Source organism: Microbacterium sp. AC026, from assembly GCF_979258475.1.
In genome coordinates this window covers 1,674,480-1,692,113 of sequence record NZ_OZ409857.1, presented here as the reverse complement: position 1 = coordinate 1,692,113, position 17,634 = coordinate 1,674,480, and the positions used below count along the sequence as shown (strand labels likewise).

At 67.7% G+C, this 17,634-nt stretch carries 13 protein-coding genes; 9 read left to right on the top strand and 4 right to left on the bottom strand.

Annotation, left to right across the window (positions count from 1 at the left end; genetic code table 11):
• Positions 1-19: 19 nt before the first annotated feature.
• From ACZZ93_RS08465 to ACZZ93_RS08455, 3 genes are read right to left on the bottom strand one after another with little or no spacing between them, the layout of a single operon-like run.
• The gene (locus ACZZ93_RS08465; protein WP_463510863.1) at positions 20-1,084 is read right to left on the bottom strand and encodes an MFS transporter; all 1,065 of its coding nucleotides are present in this window, start codon (positions 1,082-1,084) and stop codon (positions 20-22) included.
• Positions 979-1,416, bottom strand: a complete 438-nt coding sequence (locus ACZZ93_RS08460) for an MFS transporter (protein WP_463510862.1) — start codon at positions 1,414-1,416, stop codon at positions 979-981. Before ACZZ93_RS08460 ends, ACZZ93_RS08465 begins: the two co-directional genes overlap by 106 nt.
• Positions 1,417-1,454: 38 nt before the next feature.
• A complete protein-coding gene (locus ACZZ93_RS08455) occupies positions 1,455-1,718 on the bottom strand; it encodes a glutaredoxin family protein (RefSeq protein ID WP_053098687.1) in 264 nt (87 codons plus the stop codon).
• A 108-nt stretch (positions 1,719-1,826) separates the two neighbouring features.
• Here ACZZ93_RS08455 and ACZZ93_RS08450 point away from each other — a divergent pair, with 108 nt between their 5' ends.
• Positions 1,827-2,219 carry an SIP domain-containing protein gene (locus ACZZ93_RS08450; protein ID WP_056276678.1) on the top strand — a complete coding sequence of 131 codons (393 nt, stop codon included), beginning with the start codon at positions 1,827-1,829 and terminating at the stop codon, positions 2,217-2,219.
• Positions 2,220-2,268: 49 nt separating this feature from the next.
• On the opposite strand, the gene ACZZ93_RS08445 is transcribed toward ACZZ93_RS08450, so the two are convergent.
• Positions 2,269-2,730 carry an adenylyltransferase/cytidyltransferase family protein gene (locus ACZZ93_RS08445; protein ID WP_463510861.1) on the bottom strand — a complete coding sequence of 154 codons (462 nt, stop codon included), beginning with the start codon at positions 2,728-2,730 and terminating at the stop codon, positions 2,269-2,271.
• 162 nt (positions 2,731-2,892) lie between these two features.
• On the opposite strand from ACZZ93_RS08445, the gene ACZZ93_RS08440 reads away from it, so the two are divergent.
• The 8 genes from ACZZ93_RS08440 to ACZZ93_RS08405 all read left to right on the top strand — a co-directional run bounded on the left by ACZZ93_RS08440 (position 2,893) and on the right by ACZZ93_RS08405 (position 17,577).
• Positions 2,893-4,071 (top strand): glycosyltransferase, encoded by a 1,179-nt coding sequence (locus ACZZ93_RS08440; RefSeq protein WP_463510860.1) that lies wholly within the window; start codon positions 2,893-2,895, stop codon positions 4,069-4,071.
• A 106-nt stretch (positions 4,072-4,177) separates the two neighbouring features.
• Positions 4,178-5,407 carry a lipopolysaccharide biosynthesis protein gene (locus tag ACZZ93_RS08435; RefSeq protein WP_400340164.1) on the top strand — a complete coding sequence of 410 codons (1,230 nt, stop codon included), beginning with the start codon at positions 4,178-4,180 and terminating at the stop codon, positions 5,405-5,407.
• A 36-nt stretch (positions 5,408-5,443) separates the two neighbouring features.
• Positions 5,444-6,769: a hypothetical protein gene (locus ACZZ93_RS08430; RefSeq protein WP_463507005.1), complete on the top strand. Its 1,326-nt coding sequence runs from the start codon at positions 5,444-5,446 to the stop codon at positions 6,767-6,769.
• 61 nt (positions 6,770-6,830) lie between these two features.
• Positions 6,831-8,030 (top strand): O-antigen ligase family protein, encoded by a 1,200-nt coding sequence (locus tag ACZZ93_RS08425; protein WP_150115149.1) that lies wholly within the window; start codon positions 6,831-6,833, stop codon positions 8,028-8,030.
• 149 nt (positions 8,031-8,179) lie between these two features.
• Positions 8,180-8,734: a hypothetical protein gene (locus tag ACZZ93_RS08420; RefSeq protein WP_463510859.1), complete on the top strand. Its 555-nt coding sequence runs from the start codon at positions 8,180-8,182 to the stop codon at positions 8,732-8,734.
• A 155-nt stretch (positions 8,735-8,889) separates the two neighbouring features.
• Positions 8,890-14,181 (top strand): PKD domain-containing protein, encoded by a 5,292-nt coding sequence (locus ACZZ93_RS08415; protein ID WP_463510858.1) that lies wholly within the window; start codon positions 8,890-8,892, stop codon positions 14,179-14,181.
• 89 nt (positions 14,182-14,270) lie between these two features.
• Positions 14,271-14,894, top strand: coding sequence for a CDP-alcohol phosphatidyltransferase family protein (locus tag ACZZ93_RS08410; RefSeq protein ID WP_082298073.1), 624 nt, complete (start codon positions 14,271-14,273; stop codon positions 14,892-14,894).
• Between the two features lie 283 nt (positions 14,895-15,177).
• Positions 15,178-17,577 carry a right-handed parallel beta-helix repeat-containing protein gene (locus tag ACZZ93_RS08405; protein WP_171821980.1) on the top strand — a complete coding sequence of 800 codons (2,400 nt, stop codon included), beginning with the start codon at positions 15,178-15,180 and terminating at the stop codon, positions 17,575-17,577.
• Positions 17,578-17,634: the final 57 nt, after the last annotated feature.

The following is a 17,634-nucleotide window of genomic DNA, read 5'->3' as shown; positions in this document are numbered from 1 at the left end:
CTTCGGACGGGATCCCAGCTTATGTCGCGTACTCCGGTCGGGTGTCGATGTCGGCGCGACGCAGACGGTAGCGGCGGAGCGTCAGCAGGCTCGCTGCCATCAGGAACGAGGGGAGGATGCTGAACGCCAGCACGATGCCCGTGATCGCGGCATCCGGTTGTGAGGCTGTGGCACCTGCGACGCTCGACACGTAGCCCGTCGCGGCGAGGGTGAGGGACACAGCGCTCGCTCCGAGCGCGAACCCGATGGTCTCTCCCGCCGTCCACACTCCCGTGAAGGTACCCGCCTGCCCGCGGCCGCTGTGCCGCTCATCGTGCGAGATCACGTCGGGAAGCATCGCCATGGGCAGCGACTGCAGCCCGGCGTAGGCGATGCCCGCCACCGCGATCGAGCCGTACATCCATGCTCCCGGCGTCCAGACCGCGACGACGAGCGATGCGGCGGCGATCAGGAAGACCCCGCTCGCGATCGCGAACGCCCGCTCCTTGCCCAGACGTCGCGCCACGATCGTCCACCCCGGCGTCGCCACCAGGGCGGGACCGACGAGCGCCAGGAAGACCAGCGTGACGGCGTCCTCCGAGCGCAGCACCCAGGTGGCCACGTACTGCGCGCCGGCGAGCATCGTGCCGGTGGCGAGAGCCTGCAGGAGGAACGTGCCGAGCAGTGCGCGGAAGGGCTGGCTGCGACGCAACGTGCGCAGGCCCGCAGCGTACTGCTCACGCAGGCCCACGGGGGCGAGGGCCTTCGGTCGGTCAGCCGCGGCCATGCTCCGCGCGGCCGCATCGGCTGTCCGCGATGCGATGAGCATGCCGATGCCGATGACCACACCGGCGACCACGCCCATCAGCAGGTATCCCGTGACGGGGTCGGCGGTCGCCCGTCTCAACTCGGGTCCACCGGCGCCGAAGAGCAGGATGGATGCGGTGAGCACGACCACGCGCCACCCGAGCAGGCGGGTGCGCTCGTCGTACCCCGACGTCAGCTCGGCGGGCAGCGCGACGTAGGGCACCTGGAACAGGCTGAATGACGTCGCGGTGGCGAGGAACGCGAGCAGCACGCACACCGCGCCGGCGAGGGCCCCCACGACGGCGGCACCGCGAAAGTCAACGCGAAGAACACGGGGAGTGTCAGAGCGCCGACGACCATGAGTCCGCGACGCGAACCGGTCTTCGCGTACTGGCGGTCCGAGGCTGCGCCGATCAGGGGGTCGATGACGACGTCCCAGATCTTCGCCGCGGTCACGATGAGACCGGCCGCGAGTGCGGCGACGCCGAGATTGTCGGTCAGGAAGTACGTCAGCACGAGCCCGGGCAGCGTGGCATAGCCGCCTGTGCCGAGCGAGCCGATCGCGTACAGGGCGACCGTGCGAACGGGCAGGCGGACGGACGCCCGTTCGGGCCGAGCCGCGGTGCTCATCGCGCCAGTGTATCGGTGCGCGACGAGGCCGCTTCAGGTCAGATCAGGGAGAGTTCGCGGAGCTTCGACTCGACGTCCGCGTTCGACGGCTCGACGTGGTGCGAGGAGTCGGGGTAGACCACGACGGGGATGTTCGTGCGACCGGAGATCTCCTTCGCGACGTCGGCCGCGGAGGGGTCGGCGACGAGGTCGACATAGGTGTACTCCACGCCGAGGGAGTCGAGCTGCTTCTTGGTGCGGATGCAGTCGCGGCACCAATCGGCACCGAACATCGTGATGGCGGAGTCTGCAGGAGAAGTCATGTATCCAGCGTAGAGCCGCTCGGCTGGGCAGGCGCCGAGACGGCGGATGCGGCGATGCGACTGATCTGCCATTGATAGATAAGGGTACCCTTACCTATACTCGGGCGTATGAACAGCGCATGCGAGCACCTCGAGGATCCGGACTGGGAGAACATCGAGGGAGTCGTGCTGATCGCGGGTGATTCGACCGATGCCGGGGCCATCGCCGCCATCGCCGCTCGCATGCCGTGGGATGCCGAGGGGGTCATCCTCATCGAGGCGGCCGCTCGCATCCAGTTCCGCCACATCGACGTGCCCGAGGGAGTGTCCGTGCGGTGGCTGCTGCGCGGTGACGGTGCCCGTCAGCATGCGAAAGGCGAGCGCCTCGCGAACGCGGTGCACTCCTGGTGCGTCGAGTGGACGTGCGCGGAGCCGGCGCTGCAATGGACGGTCTGGCTCGGTGCGCACACGCCGCCGCACGTCGCACGGATGGCGCGCAGCCTGCTCGGCGTCGCGAACTGACTGACGGCAGGGTCCGGCCCGGGCCCGCCCCGCCGTCAGTCAGGGGCAGTCAGCGCGTCGCGAGCGCAGGAGCGCCGCCGACGGTCGCGCCTGCGCTGATCGCATCGAGCGCACGACGCAGCGACGAGCTCGACGTGTGCGCGGTGTACGGGAAGTACACGACCTCGACGCCGACCTCCCCGAACTCCCTCTCGAGCCGCAGGCCCTTCTCGGTGCCCCGCCAGTCGTCGCCCTTGAAGTAGTGCGTGAACTGCACGTCTCGCCACGAATCCATCTTCGACGGCGTGGTCTCGACGTACACATCATCGACGAACGAGATGTGACGGACGATCTCCGCCCGCTCAACGGTCGGGATGACGGGCTCGATGCCCTTCACCTGCCGCAGCATCTCATCGCTGACGACACCGGCGACGAGAATGTCGCAGTGCTGCTTGGCGTGACGAAGAAGGTTGAGATGCCCGACGTGAAACAGGTCGAAAGCACCCACGGCATAGCCGATGCGCGTCCCCATGATCTCCCCAGATCAGTATTTCCCCAGAGGCGGATCCCCATCCGCCCAGCGACTCCCACAGCCGCATCCCGTCACTCTAGCAGGTCGCGGTTTCCCGACGCATAGGAACACATGGAACTATGGAGTCCGCAGTGATGCCGGTACAGGCGAAGGGGGCGGACAGTGGGGACAGCGGTCACCGTCATCGTGCCGACCTTCAACGAACGCGACAACGTCGCTGAACTGGTGGCCCGCACCGCGCTCGCGCTCGCCGCGTACGACGCCGAGATCCTGTTCGTCGACGACAGCACAGACAGCACGGCCGCCGAGGTTGAGCGGGTGGCAGCCGATGCTCCGCTGCCCGTGCGCGTGATCCACCGGGCCGACAACACCGGTGGGCTCGGGGGAGCGGTCGTCGTCGGGCTGGAGGCCGCACAGCACGATCTCTGCATCGTCATGGACGGCGACCTGCAGCATCCGCCCGAGCTGCTTCCCGTTCTCCTGGGAAGGCACGGCGAAGGCGGCGCCGATCTCGTCGCCGCCTCGAGATACATCGGCGGCGGCGACACGAGCGGCTTGGGAACGGCGGTCCGCTTCGGTGTCTCCAGGGCGGCCACCTGGCTGACACGGGCGATGTTCCCGATCCGTCTCGCCCGCAGCACCGATCCGATGACCGGGTTCTTCCTCGTCGACCGGTCGCGTCTGGACCTGGCCGCCCTCAAGCCGCAGGGATTCAAGATCCTCCTCGAGATCCTCGCTCGCACGGACCTCCGCATCGCCGAGGTGCCGATGGAGTTCGGCGAGCGTCGTCACGGGACCTCCAAGGCGAGCCTGCGTCAGGGGGCGACCTTCGTGGCGCACCTGGCCAGACTCCGATTCGGCAAGATGTCGCTCTTCGCGATCATCGGAGTGATCGGCGCGGCCGCGAACCTGGGGATCATGTGGCTGCTCACCGCCGCAGGTGTTCCTTATATATGGGCCGCGATCATCGGCGCCGAGGTCACGATCATCGGCAACTTCCTCCTGCAGGAGCGGTTCGTCTTCGCAGACATGCGCACGGACGCACGCGGACTGGGCGGCCGATTCGCCGCGTCGTTCACCTTCAACAACGTCGAAGCCGCACTGCGGATCCCCGTGATGGCGCTCATGGTCGAGACCTGGCATATATCGAGTGTCCTCGCGACGGGGCTGTCGCTCATCGTCGCCTTCTTCGCGCGATTCCTCTTCCACTCCCTCGTGGTCTACGCGCCGCAGCGGCGGGCGAAGGAGGCGTCGCAGGACGGGGAGCCGAAGCCGGACACGGCGACGCTGCGCATCATACGGGCGATCGATGCCGAGGCGATGAAGCCCGGCGAGCTCTGAGCCGAAGAGCGTACGACCGGGGCCGCCGGTGCTGCGGATGGCCGCGCTCCGACGCCGGGATCGAGCGCCGTCGATGGCGTGCGAGGATGTCAGGCGGGGAGGCGACATGAAGCGCAAGGCACTGGGGGCCGTGATCGCGCAGGCGGCGCAGGCGGGTATCGGTCTGCTCCTGCAGATCCTCGTCGCCCGACTGCTCGGCATCGAGGAGTACGGCCGATTCGCGATCCTGTACGGGGTGGTGATCGTCGCCACCGCTGTCGTCACCGGCCTCGTCGGCGATTCCCTCGTGGTGCTCGACCGCTCGCAGCGCCCGATCAGGGCAGGCCTCGAGGCGATGCTGCTCGCATCATCCGCGGTGCTGGCGGTCGGCTCCTTCCTGATCGCCTGGCTCACCGGATTCTCTGACGCAGCGGAATCCGCGCTGTTCGCACTTGCCCTCGCCGCGTTCGCGGTCGAGGAGATCGTCCGGCGGATGCTGATCGCGCATCTGTTGTTCATCCGCACCGCGATCACCGACGTCGCAGGATTCGTCGTCGCGCTCGCCATCATCCTCACGGTGCATGTCACGGGCACCCTGACACTCGCCGCCTTCCTCGGCGGCATCGCCGCGGGACAGATCGTCGCGACGTTCGTCGGCTGGTTCCTGTCACCTCGGAGCGACAGGCGTCTCGTGGGCCTCCGTGGTGCGGACATGGCCGCGGTCTGGCGGTACGGAATGTGGCGTGGGCTTCAGCAGGTGCTGCGCCCGAGCCTGTTCACCGTGCTGCGTCTGCTGGTGCTCGCCGGCGCCGGGCTCACCGCCGTCGGTCTGCTCGAGGCCGCTCGCACCTACACCTCTCCGCTGATCCTCGTGATAGGCGGGCTCTCGTCCTTCCTCTTCGTGCGCTTCGCCGACCAGCACAAGGCAGGCGGAAGCGGATCCGTACGCGAGGCCGACCGTGTCGTGGTCTTCCTGCTCGCAGGCACGGTGGTGATGAGCGCGATCGCCGTGGTGCTCATCCCGTGGGTGAGTCCGCTCCTGTTCGATGTCGAGGTCGACCCGCTTGCTGTGATCGCGTGGCTGGCCTACGGAATGTCCGTCGCTGTCGTGACCCCGTACGGGGCGTTGGGGGCGGTCGCCGGTCGCCAGGTAGCGGTATTCGTGATCCGTCTCTCCGACACGATCCTCGCGATCGCGGCCGTGATCGTGATGATCGCGCTGGGTGCGCAACCGTCGACGCTGCCGTTCGCGCTCGCCGTCGCATCACTGCTCGGGGGTCTGGGACTGCGTTGGCTGGTCGTCGCGGGTCGTGGCCCCGGCAGCCCGCGTGGTGACAGAGCACAGGACCGTGAATGATAGGTTTAGGCCCTGTCTTCGGCTGAGGGGTTGGCGATGGAAGATGTCCCTTATGGACGTATCCTGCGCGAGGGATGGGTTGTCATCGTCGTACTCGCGGTGCTCGGTGCCGGCATGGGGTGGTTCGTCACGAAGCTGTTGCCCGAGACGTACGCGGCCACGTCGACACTGCTGCTCCGTGTCGATTCGACCGAGGCGTCTCTCTTCGAGCGGAATCAGTTCAGCCTCGCCCGCATCAAGTCCTATCCGCCGCTGGTCGACAGCCCCGAGGTGATCGACAAGGTGCGCGCAGAACTCGACCTCGACGAGGACGAGTACACCGACCGTGACATTCGACAGATGCTGTCCGCCGAGAACACGGCCGACACGGTGCTGTTGGTGGTGCGCGCTGATGCTCCCACCGCTGAGCTCGCCACCGACATCGCCAACTCGGCCGCGACGCATCTCTCGGAGCTGATCGGCGAGACCGAGAACGACGAGGACGACGCACGGTACACCGTGGCACTCGATCAGGTGCTCCCGGCGGTCGCTCCCCTTGCGCCGATCTCGCCTCAGGTGACCGCGATCACCGGACTCGGCGGCATCGCGGGCCTCGCGCTCGGCGCCATCATCGCGGTCTATCGCACGACGACGAACCGTCGGCTTCGGACCATCTCCGACGTGCGGCGCTCCTCGGGTCTCCCGGTCATCGGGCAGATCCCGCGGCGCAGTCGACTCCGTCCCGATGACGGCTCCGGCGCGATCGTCGCATACGAGGAGGCGGCCGGGAACCTCGTGGCGCTCGCCGGAGGGCGCATGCGAACGCATGTGCTCGTCCCCGCCTCGGACGGAGCGATCGACGACGATGCGGTCACCGGGATGCTCGAAGCGCAGCGTCTGATCGGCGCGACCGCCTGTGTCATCGATACCCGCGAGGCCCACGTTGCCGGTCATGGGCACACCCTGAACGAGGTGCTCGACGGGGCGACGATCTCGGACGATGAGGACAAGAGAGCGGTCTTCGTCGCCGCGGAGCCCATCACGCTCGAGAGGCTCGTCTCCGAGCTCCCCGAGCTGGTCAGCTCCATGCACGACAGCTTCGACGTGGTGATCGTCGTGTGCGAACCCGGCGCATCCGCGCTCATCGAACAGCTCATGGGCCCGGGCGCCGGTCTCATCATCACGGTGAGGCACAACTCGACGTCGGCGACCGACCTCGTCGCCGTGGCGACACGGTTGCGGGTCATGGGCGTCCGCCCTCTGGGCGTCGTCATGCTGCACACGGGGTCTCGGTCGCTGGGCTCGATCGCCGAGTCGTGGCGAGTCTCCGATCGCGACACCGTCGCCGCGGGCGCCGGAGGCTCGCATGCTCGCTCCGACTGATCTTCAGCGCCCGCCTCGGCAGCAGTCCGCGCACCATCCCAGCGCGGCGAGAGTGGCGGTGGTGGGGGCTCTCTATGTGCTGATCATCGTGAGCGTGATCCCCTGGCGCAGCGCGACGATCTACTCCGGCGGCGCGGATGGGGTGGTTGTCGCCAAGGCGTTCATCGCGCTTCTCGCGCTCGCCGCGACGGTCGCGCTGGCGGCGCGGACGCGCGAGCGGGTCGCCGTCGGTATCGCACCCGCGGGAGTGATCGCCGTCGCGCTGCTCGTCAGTGTTCTCGGGTCGATTCTCGCGGGCAACGACTCTGCGACGATCGTCCTCGTCGGCAGGATGTTCCTGGTGATGGCGACGATCCTCTTCCTCCTTACGACGGTGCCGTGGGTGACGAGCATCGTGTGCCTGCTCGCGGCGATGGCCTCAGTGGCCGTCGTCGCGGCGGTGACCGGACTGCCGAGCCTGGCGGCGAGCGGTCGTCTCGGTGGGGGTATCCCCGAGATCCACCCGAACGAACTCGCCGGCCTTGTGGCGGCGCCGATCGTCGGTCTCGTCATCCTCATGCTGCGCAACGGCGTGCGGGTCTGGCGGCTGCTCGCCGCCGTCCTCCTGGTCGGCATCGCCGTGGCGAGCGGATCACGCACCGGCCTGCTCGCGATCGTGGTCGGAATCGGCGTCGCAGTGGTGGTCAACGGCATCCGGGACCGCAGCGTCGTCTACCTTCTTCTCGGCGCTCTTCCACTCGGCTACGCGATCGGGTCGTTCACCGACGTCTTCGGCAGCCTCGCCACCCGAGCAGGGTCGAACGACACCTCCACCGCTCTCGACTCGCGTTTCGACGTGTGGAGGGTCGTGATCGGATGGGACTGGAGCGAATGGCAGAAGTGGATCGGCATCGGCCTCTCCGCCAAGAAGATCCCGGTCGACATCAAATGGCGTGACGAGCAGGTGCTCGACAGCAGTTGGGCCTCGCTGCTCGCCCAGACGGGGCTCATCGGCACCGCGCTGATCGGAGCGCTGATCGTGTGGTGCGTGGCGAGCGCGCTGATCTCATCTCGGCGCCGATGGCTCATCACGCCTTTGCTGACGCTGGTCATCATCCGCTCCGTCACGGAGAGCGGTCTCATCGACAGTGCGACTGCCTTCATCCTGTTCTTCGTCGTGGCCTCATTGCTCACCCATCGTTCCAGGCACGCCGATGACCCTGTCGGACCCGAATACGATCGGGTGGACGGGCGCCGGTCGCGACAGGCGAGTCTCACCTAGAATGTCGGAATATCCGTGTCGTCGACGCGGAGACCCGGCGCGGAGGAGAGACCAGTGACTGAGTCGGTCGGAGGTCCGCAGCGGCGGATGGGGTGGCGTGGATGGACGATCGTCGGCGTGGTCGCCGTGCTCCTCATCGGCGGGATCGTGTGGGGCGTGATCGCGAACAGCAACTCAGGTCAGGGGAGCCCGGCGCGTCGACCACACCGGGGGTCACCACCACACCGGGACCGACGCCGACACCACAGCCCACCGAATTCGAGACTCCGACGCCCGGTGCCACCGACGACGTCGCGAAGCCCGGCGACGGTGAAGAGGTGCCTCTCGACGAACCCGCCCCCGCGGTCGACGGCGTGGTCGCCGAAGTCACGGCGATCGAGTCGATCACCGCAGGCAACGACATCCCGGGCGAGCCCAGCGGGCCGGCGATCCAGGTGACTGTCCGCCTCACGAACGATTCGGATGCGCCCGTCGACACGGCGGGGGCGAACGTCACTCTGACCTATGGCGGGGACGACCGGCTTCCCGCGGCGGGCTTGACCGGCGAGGGCACCACAGTGTGGCCGGATTCCATCCCCGCAGGCGCCAGCGCGGATGCGATATACCAGTTTGCAGTTCCCTCTTCTCCTGACGGGGACGTGCGTGTTACTGTCGATATATTGGCCGCTGCGCCAAACGTCGTCTTCGTCGGTCCTCGACCTTAGGTCGTCACCGTCGGACGACGGATTACTGGGGAATCATCGTTCGGTGCCAATGTAGGGGTTGAGCGCGAACGGTCCATCATCTGGGGAGATGAACGATGGGCACTACAGCTCTGTCTTGGGGACGCCGCGCACGGGGAGCATCGATCGCGATCGCGATGACGCTCGCCATAGCCTTCGGATCGCTGGTGGCGATCTCGCCGGCTCAGGCGGACGTCAGTCCACCCGAGGGGGAAGCGCCGACGGTGACCGCCGACTCGCTTCCGACGGTTCAGATCAACGGCATCGTCTGGGATCAGGCAGTCGTGGGCAACGTCGTCTACGCGGCCGGAAAGTTCACCAGCGCACGCCCGGCGGGCGCGGCCGCGGGGACGAACGAGACGCCCCGATCGAACCTGCTGGCCTACGACATCCGCACGGGCGCGCTGATCACGTCGTTCGCCCCCTCGATCAACGGCCAGGTGCGCCAGGTCGAGGCCTCGCCCGACGGAACGCGGCTCTACATCGTCGGCGACTTCACCACGGTGAACACCCAGACGCGCAACCGCGTCGCCGCGTTCGATCTGCCCAGCGGCAACCTGGCCGCGTTCAACCCGAACTCCAACGGCGTCACCTCCGGCGTGGCCGCGACCAACGACACCGTGTACATCACCGGCACGTTCGGCCGAGTCTCGGGCAACGACCGCTCCGGCGCCGCAGCCTTCACCCGCAGCGGCACTCTGCTCCCCTGGGCGCCCGTGCTCGAGTCACGTCAGGGCCGCGTCGTCACCGTCTCTCCCGCGGGTGACAAGGTCGTGCTCGGCGGAAACTTCCTGACCCTCAACGGCAGCTCCAATCCCGGTTACGGACTGGCCATGGTGTCGGCATCCGACGCCTCGCTGCTGCCCTTCTCCGCGAACAACGTGATCCGCAACGCCGGTCTCGACGCGGCGATTCTCTCGCTCAAGTCCGACGGCGACGACATCTACGGCACCGGCTACGTCTTCGGCAACGGCGGCAACCTCGAGGGCTCGTTCCGTGCGTCGTGGTCGAGTGGCAACCTGGTCTGGGTCAACGACTGCCACGGCGACCAGTACGACGTCGAGCCCATGGGCGACAGCGTGTACGCGGCTGGCCACTCGCACTACTGCGGCAGCCTCGTCGACGGATTCCCGCAGAGCGACCCCTGGTCGTTCTACCGCGGCCTGGCCGTCACAAAGGACGTCGAGCGCACCACGCCCTATGGCCTGAACCTCGGCTACTACGACTTCGGCGGAAACCCCGCACCCAAGCTGCAGCACTGGTTCCCCGCCTTCAACGCGGGCAACGTCAGTGGCGCATCGCAGGGTCCGTGGTCGGTCTCCTCCAACAGCGAGTACCTCGTGTACGGCGGCGAGTTCACCCGGGTGAACAACACCGGGCAGCAGGGCCTCGCCCGCTTCGCCGTGACCAGCAAGGCTCCGAACGCACAGGGCCCTATCCTCTGGAACACCGCGTGGCCGGCATCCTCGATCGCGCTCACCGGCGGATCGATCCGCGTGAGCTGGCCACTCAACTACGACCGTGACAGCGAGTTCCTGAAGTACGAGGTCCTGCGCGACAACGTGGTCGTCAAGACCTACGAGAAGATCCGGTCGAAGTCCGCCGACTGGGGCCTGCCCCCGATGGCGTTCGTCGACACCACCGTCACGAACGGCACGAGCTACACATACCGGGTGCGCGCCACGGACAACGAAGGTCATTCGATCCTCGGCGGGACGACGACCGTGACGGCGTCCGGCTCGGCGGCTCCGAGTGCGTACCGTACCGCGGTGCTCGAGGACGCGCCCCTGAGCTACTGGCCGCTCGACGACTCGTCCGCGACCCTCTCGTACGACTGGGCCGGTGCATCGGACCTCGCGGTACGCAGCGGCGTCACCCGCGGAACCTCGGGCGCCATGCTCTCGGATTCCCGTGACGCCTCCGACTTCGACGGCTCGGCCAACGGCTTCGCGTCGACCACCTCGGCCATCGCCGGCCCTGACACCTTCGGTGTCGAGGCCTGGTTCAAGACGACCTCCACCGACGGCGGCAAGATCGTCGGCTTCGGCAGCAGCTCGACCGGCACATCCGGCAGCTATGACCGCCACGTCTACATGGAGGCCAGCGGACGCGTCACCTTCGGCGTCTACCCCGGCTCATCTCAGACGATCAGTTCGTCGTCTGCATTCAACGACGGTCAGTGGCACTACATGTCCGCCGGTCTCAGCGACGGCGGCATGGTGCTCTACATCGACGGCGTCCGGGTCGCCCAGCGCACCGATGTCACCTCTGCCCAGCCGTACAACGGGTACTGGCGTGTCGGTGGAGACACCTCCTGGTCTGGAGCCGCGTTCTTCGACGGTCAGATCGACGAGGTCGCCATCTACGGGGCTCCGCTGTCGCGCGAGCAGGCAGCCGCCCATTACACCGCATCCGGGCGCGAGCTCGAGGGCTCGACCGCACCGAGCGACGCATACGGCGCAGCCGTCTACGCCGCCGACCCCGCGCTGTACTGGCGTCTCGGCGAGTCGACCGGCAGTGTCGCGGCAGACGCCTCCGGTTACAACCAGAAGGGCAACTACTTCGGCGCTGTCACCAAGGGCGCGAACGGAGCTCTCGAGGGAGTCAGCAACTCGGCGGCCACGTTCGAGGGCGGCCAGGTCATCAGCCAGAACGCCTTCACGAACCCGCGGTCGTACTCGCTCGAGGCGTGGTTCAAGACGGACACCACGACCGGTGGCAAGATCATCGGATTCGGAAACAGCGCTGACGGCAACTCCTCCGGGTACGACCGACACGTCTACATGACACCCGACGGCAAGCTGATCTACGGCGTGTGGGTCGGTTTCGCCGAGACGCTGCAGACCAGCGCGTCGTACAACGACGGTCAGTGGCATCAGGTGGTCGCGACGCAGGGCGCGACCGGCATGCGTCTCTACGTCGACGGCGTGCTGCAGGGGTCGAACGGCCAGACGAACGCGCAGGACTACACCGGATACTGGCACGTGGGTGGCGACGTCACCTGGGGCCCCGGAGACTGGGAGTTCGACGGAGCCATCGACGAGGTCGCGGTCTATCTGACGCCCATCTCCGAGACCGCCGTCTCTCAGCACTACGCGCTGGGAACGACCGGCGCGCCGGCGAACATCGCGCCGAGCGCCAGCTTCACCACCGCGGTCACGAAGCTCGGCCTCGCGGTCGACGCCTCGGCCTCGACTGACGCCGACGGCACGATCCAGGCCTACAGCTGGAACTGGGGCGACGGATCGCCCGCGGGCTCCGGTGCTACGGCGACGCACACCTACGCCGTCGCCGGGTCCTACACGGTGACCCTCACGGTCACCGACGACAAGGGCGCGACCGACACCGAGACGGCGATCGTCGAGGCGGTGGCCAACCAGGCGCCCGTATCGTCGTTCACCTCGGCGGCGGCCGACCTCAAGGTCGACGTCGACGCGAGCGCTTCTCAGGACACCGACGGCACGATCGCCGGATACTCCTGGAACTGGGGTGACTCGACGGCAGCGGGCTCGGGGGCCACGGCGACGCACACATACGCTGCAGCCGGCACTTACACGATCACCCTGACCGTCACCGACGACGAGGGTGCCACCTCGCAGAAGACCGCCTCGATCACCGTGTCGGCGCCGGTCGGTGCAGTGACATACGCCTCGGATTCGTTCAACCGCACGGCCGCCAGCGGCCTCGGGACCGCAAACACGGGTGGGGCCTGGACGCTGTCGAACACGGCATCCAACTACCTGGTCAGCGGTGCATACGCGGCGTTCCAGCAGCCCGCCGGAGGAGCGCAGCGGTACGCCTACCTCACCGGCGTCTCCTCGACAGACACCGCGGTGGACGTCGATGTGGTCCTGCCGCAGCTTCCGACCGGAGGCAGCGCGTACTACACAGTGGCGGCACGCCGCGTCGGGACCGAGGACTACAGGTCCCGTGTGATCGTGTCTCCGACCGGCGGGGTGCAGCTGCAGCTGCAGCAGACCACCACCGTGCTGACCACGGTTCCGACCGGGCTGACCGTCGCCGCGGGCGACGCGCTGCATGTGCGCACCGAGGCGACCGGCACGTCTCCGACCACAGTCCGGGCGAAGGTCTGGAAGGTCGGAACGACGGAGCCGACCGCGTGGACGTCGACCACGACGAGCTCCACGGCGGGGCTGCAGTCGGCCGGCCACGTCGGACTCGGGGTGTACCTGGGCGGATCCGTCACCAACGTGCCCTTCCAGACACGGTTCGACAACTTCTGGGCAGGCTCGACCACGGGCGGTCCCACTCCTCCCGCCAACCAGGCGCCCACGGCCGCGTTCACCAGCTCGGTGAGCGGCCTCGCAGCGACGGTCGACGGGTCGACCTCGGCGGACGCCGACGGAACCATCGCGTCGTACGCATGGGAGTTCGGAGACGGGTCCACGGGTTCGGGAGCGACGCCGACGGCGCACACGTACGCCGCGGCGGGCACGTATCAGGTGAAGCTGACTGTGACGGACGACAAGGGTGCGACGGGCACGGTGACCAAGCCGGTGACCGTGACGGCTCCGGCCCCGGGGAACCAGAACCCGGTCGCTTCGTTCACGGCCACACCGACGGATCTCACCGTCGCAGTGGATGCCTCGGCATCGACGGACCCTGACGGCTCGATCGCCTCGTATGCGTGGAACTTCGGTGACAGCACCACCGGCACGGGCGCGACGACTTCGCACCCGTATGCCGCAGCGGGCACATACACGGTGACGCTCACGGTGACCGACAACGCCGGCGCCGTGAACACCGTCACCCAGTCGGTGACCGTGGTCGCTCCCGCGGGCGCTGCCTTCGCCGCCGACGACTTCGGTCGGGCGAACGGTGCTCTGGGAACGGCGCAGACCGGCGGCGTCTGGTCGCAGACCAGCGGAGCGGCGAACGTGTCGATCGACAACGGCGCCGCGAAGTTCACGACGCAGGCGGCGGGGCAGACCCGCACCGCATCGCTGAACGCGGCGACCTCGACCAGCACGGACCTGACCTTCACGGTCACGGCCCCCGCACTGCCGACGGGCGCGCGGGTCTACGTCGCGGCTCTCGCCCGGGTCGTCGGTGCGGACGACTACCGTGCACGCTGGCTGATCGGGGCCGACGGCTCGGTGACGGCGCAGCTCGCTCGCGGCGGCACGGCGCTCGTCTCGCAGAACCTCACCGGGTTCACATTCGCAGCGGGAACGATATATAACGTGCGAGTGCAGGCATTCGGCACAGGTACGACGACGCTGCGGAGTAAGCTCTGGGCGGCGGGAACGACAGAACCGGCTGCCTGGCAGCTGTCCACGACCGATTCCACCGCAGCCCTGCAGACCGCCGGCTACATCGGGATCTCGACATACGCGGGGTCCGGATTCAGCAGCGTTCCGTACACCGTGGCATTCGATGACTTCCGAGCACGAGGAGTGACCCCCTGAGTTTCGCAGACGCCTACCGGAGCCTTTCAGCAGCGCAGAAGGGGAGGGCCCGCGGGGCCCCCGCCTACTCGGTGTTCGTCAATCGTCCGGTGGGTCGAGTGATCGCGGCGGGCGCATACACCGCCGGCCTCACGCCCAACAAGGTCTCGCTCATCAGCGCCGCGTTCACCTTCACGGGGATCGTCCTGCTGGCGACAGTGCCCCCGTCCATCGTTCTCGGCATCGTCGTCTGGCTGCTTCTCGCGATCGGCTATGCGTGGGACAGCGCCGACGGCCAGGTGGCGCGACTGCGTGGGGGCGGATCGCTCGCCGGAGAATGGCTCGATCACGTTCTCGATTCGACCAAGCTCGTCTCCCTCCCGCTCGCCGTCGTGATCGGGTGGTACCGCTTCTTCCCGCTGCCCTCCGATCTCTGGCTTCTGGTTCCGCTCGGGTTCGCCGTGATCTCGACGGTCACCTTCTTCGGGATGATCCTGAACGACCTCCTGCGCGGCAAGCGCGGGGTGCCGCAGGCAGCGCAGGCCGGGGGATTCTCGCTCGTCCGTTCTCTGATGGGTCTACCCACCGACTACGGCGTGCTGTGCTTCGCGTTCGTGCTCTGGGGTTGGGCGCCCGCGTTCATGCTGGTATACAGCCTGCTGGGACTCGCCGCGCTGCTGTACCTGGCCGCGGCCTTGGCCATATGGTTCCGAAAGATGTCGGCGCTCGGCTGAGTCGAAAGGATCTCCGATCGCTGTCGTTTACTCAATCGATATCAGCGAACCCAGCGTGACTACCCAGGGAATTCAGGCTATGGTCTAGGATAATCCGCCACCCGAAGGCGGATGTCGTAGCTGCCACCCCGACCCTGCAGTGACGAGAAGCACATCGGAGCCTCCCCCTCATGCGCAAAAAACCCTCCCCCTCATCGCATCCCTATCCGCACTTCTACTCCCCTTGGTCGTCGTCTCACCCGCTGCGGCGGCGACGACAGACGTGGTCGTGGTTCAGGACTCCATGACCCGTACCGTCACCAAGGGCCTCGGCACATCGGCCCAGGGCACGACCTACGACGCGGCACCCGTGACCTCAGCCTCGGTCGCCAACGGCGCGGCCAAGCTGACCGCCGCCGCCCCGGGCGCCACGGTCACCGCTCGGCCTGTCGGCCTGTCGGTCAGAGACTCGACCCAGTCCACGGTCTTCACCCTTCCGAAGCTTCCGACTGCAGGCTCCGGCGTGTACCTGAGCCTGCAGTCGCGCCTCACCGCCGACGGCTTCTATCAGACCCAGGTGCGCGTCGACCCGAAGGGCGTGATCCTTCTCGAGACGCTCCGAGTCAACGCGGGCGTGCAGACCTCGCTCGGCCACACCTCGGTTCCGGACCTGCGGGTCAAGGCCGGAGTCCCCTTCGTGCTCGAGACCCGTCTCGCGGGGACGGTCGCCGTCACCATCGACGCGCGTGTGCACGCCGTGGGCGTGAAGCCGTCCACCTGGAAGCTCAGCGTCACCGACCGTGCGACGAAGCGACTCACGGTCGCCGGCCGCACCGGAGTGCGACTCTATGTCTCGCGGAGCACTCCCGCACTCGCGGTCCTGTTCGACGATCTTCGGGTGACGACGAAGCAGGAGGTGAAGCCGACAACGCCCCCGGCGACGCCGACCGCTCCGACGGCCCCGACGACGCCGACCACTCCGACGACGCCGACCGCTCCGGCGGCCCCCGCAGGTGGAGCCCCGGTCTGGAACGTGGCCGGCACTCGCACCGCGGCCGGTTCTGCGGTGGTGGGGTCGACGAACTACGCCGTTCCATCGGGTGCGCTCTTCGTGAGTCCCAGCGGCACGGCCGCCGGAACAGGGTCGTCCGCAGCGCCTTTCGCCACCGTGCAGACTGCGGTCGACCGTGCAGCATCCGGGGCCACTCTCGTGCTTCGGGCAGGCACGTATCACGAGTCGGTCGTGATCCCCGCGGGCAAGAAGCTCACGGTGCAGTCTTACCCCGGCGAGGCCGTCTGGTTCGACGGGGCGTCGACGCTGAAGAACTGGCAGGGCTCGAGTGGACGCTGGTTCAGCGCCGACTGGAAGTACGACTTCGACTCCACCCCATCGTTCACGAAGGGTGAGGCCGACGGCACCGAGGCCGGGTGGAGATGGCTGAACGACGCGCATCCCATGGCCGCGCATCCCGAGCAGGTCTGGATCGATGGCGTCGCACAGGCGGAGGTCGCCTCGCTCGCGAATCTCAAGGCGGGCACATTCTTCACGGACGTCGCGAACGACCGCCTCTACCTCGGCACCGATCCGACCGGACGCAACGTCAAGACCTCGACGCTGACGAAGGCGCTATCGCTCCGAGGCGAGGGAGCCGTGGTGCGGGGGATCGGCATCCGCAACTATGCGACGTCCGTGTGGATGATGGGCGCCGTCACGGTCGAGGCGCCGCGGGCGACTCTCGAGAACGTCGTGATCTACGACAACGCCTCGACAGGACTCTTCGTCGGGTCGTCGAACGCCACGGTCCGCGATGTCACGCTCGCACGCAACGGCCTCATGGGCCTCGGCGCGAATTACGCCGATGCGCTCGTCATCGATGATCTGCTCGCTATCGAGAACAACGCCGAGCATTTCAACACATCGCCGGTGTCCGGCGGAGTGAAGATCGCGAAGTCGCGCGGCGTGACGGTGACCGATTCCGCGTTGCTGCGCAACGACGGGCCAGGTGTCTGGCTCGACCAGTCCGTGTACGACGTCCGCATCGCCGGATCCGACATCATCGAGAACAAGGGAGCCGGGGCATTCCTCGAGCTCTCGCAGAAGATCGATTTCGTCAACAACCTCGTGCTGCGAAACGTCGGCAACGGGGTCAAGATCAACAACACCGGTGGTGTGAACCTCTGGAACAACACGATCATCGGCGGCGACCGCGCCGTCAACGTCGTGCAGGACAGCAGAAGCGCCACTGACGCGTCGGTGCCGGGACACAACGCTCGGCGCCCGTTCCCGGACCCGACGATGCCGTGGCTCATCCGCGACATCTCGATGGGCAACAACGTCATCGGTGAGAGCGCGGGCAACTGCACGGTGTGCGTCGAGGACTACACCCACCGGTACACACCCGCGCAGCTGAACATCCGCTCGGACGGCAATGTGGTCCAGCGCAACGGTGCCGCCGCACCCACCTGGTTCGTCGTCTGGTCGCGCGGCGCGGAGAACGTGAACCCCTACGTCTTCTCGACGTGGGCGACGTACCGCGGCACGACCGGGCAGGACGCGAACTCGACCGCGATCGAAGGTCGTGCGGCCACCGATCGCTCCGGAAGGCTGCTGGCCGGGGTGACCGCGTCGGCCCGGACGATCCCGGCAGTGGTGGCGACGATCCTCGGTTCTGCGACGCCGACCATCGGGGCCCGCTTCCCCTGATCGGCGGTACTCATGCAAGAGGCCGGGGTGCGTGAGCACCCCGGCCTCTTTGCTTCC

What these genes read in the sequence shown, in the direction of transcription:
- ACZZ93_RS08430 (WP_463507005.1), top strand. Translation starts at nt 5,444, where the DNA reads ATGGAAGATGTCCCTTATGGACGTATCCTGCGCGAGGGATGGGTTGTC.
- ACZZ93_RS08450 (WP_056276678.1), top strand. Translation starts at nt 1,827, where the DNA reads ATGAACAGCGCATGCGAGCACCTCGAGGATCCGGACTGGGAGAACATC.
- ACZZ93_RS08460 (WP_463510862.1), bottom strand. Translation starts at nt 1,416, where the DNA reads ATGAGCACCGCGGCTCGGCCCGAACGGGCGTCCGTCCGCCTGCCCGTT.
- ACZZ93_RS08445 (WP_463510861.1), bottom strand. Translation starts at nt 2,730, where the DNA reads ATGGGGACGCGCATCGGCTATGCCGTGGGTGCTTTCGACCTGTTTCAC.
- ACZZ93_RS08435 (WP_400340164.1), top strand. Translation starts at nt 4,178, where the DNA reads ATGAAGCGCAAGGCACTGGGGGCCGTGATCGCGCAGGCGGCGCAGGCG.
- ACZZ93_RS08415 (WP_463510858.1), top strand. Translation starts at nt 8,890, where the DNA reads ATGACGCTCGCCATAGCCTTCGGATCGCTGGTGGCGATCTCGCCGGCT.
- ACZZ93_RS08405 (WP_171821980.1), top strand. Translation starts at nt 15,178, where the DNA reads ATGACCCGTACCGTCACCAAGGGCCTCGGCACATCGGCCCAGGGCACG.
- ACZZ93_RS08455 (WP_053098687.1), bottom strand. Translation starts at nt 1,718, where the DNA reads ATGACTTCTCCTGCAGACTCCGCCATCACGATGTTCGGTGCCGATTGG.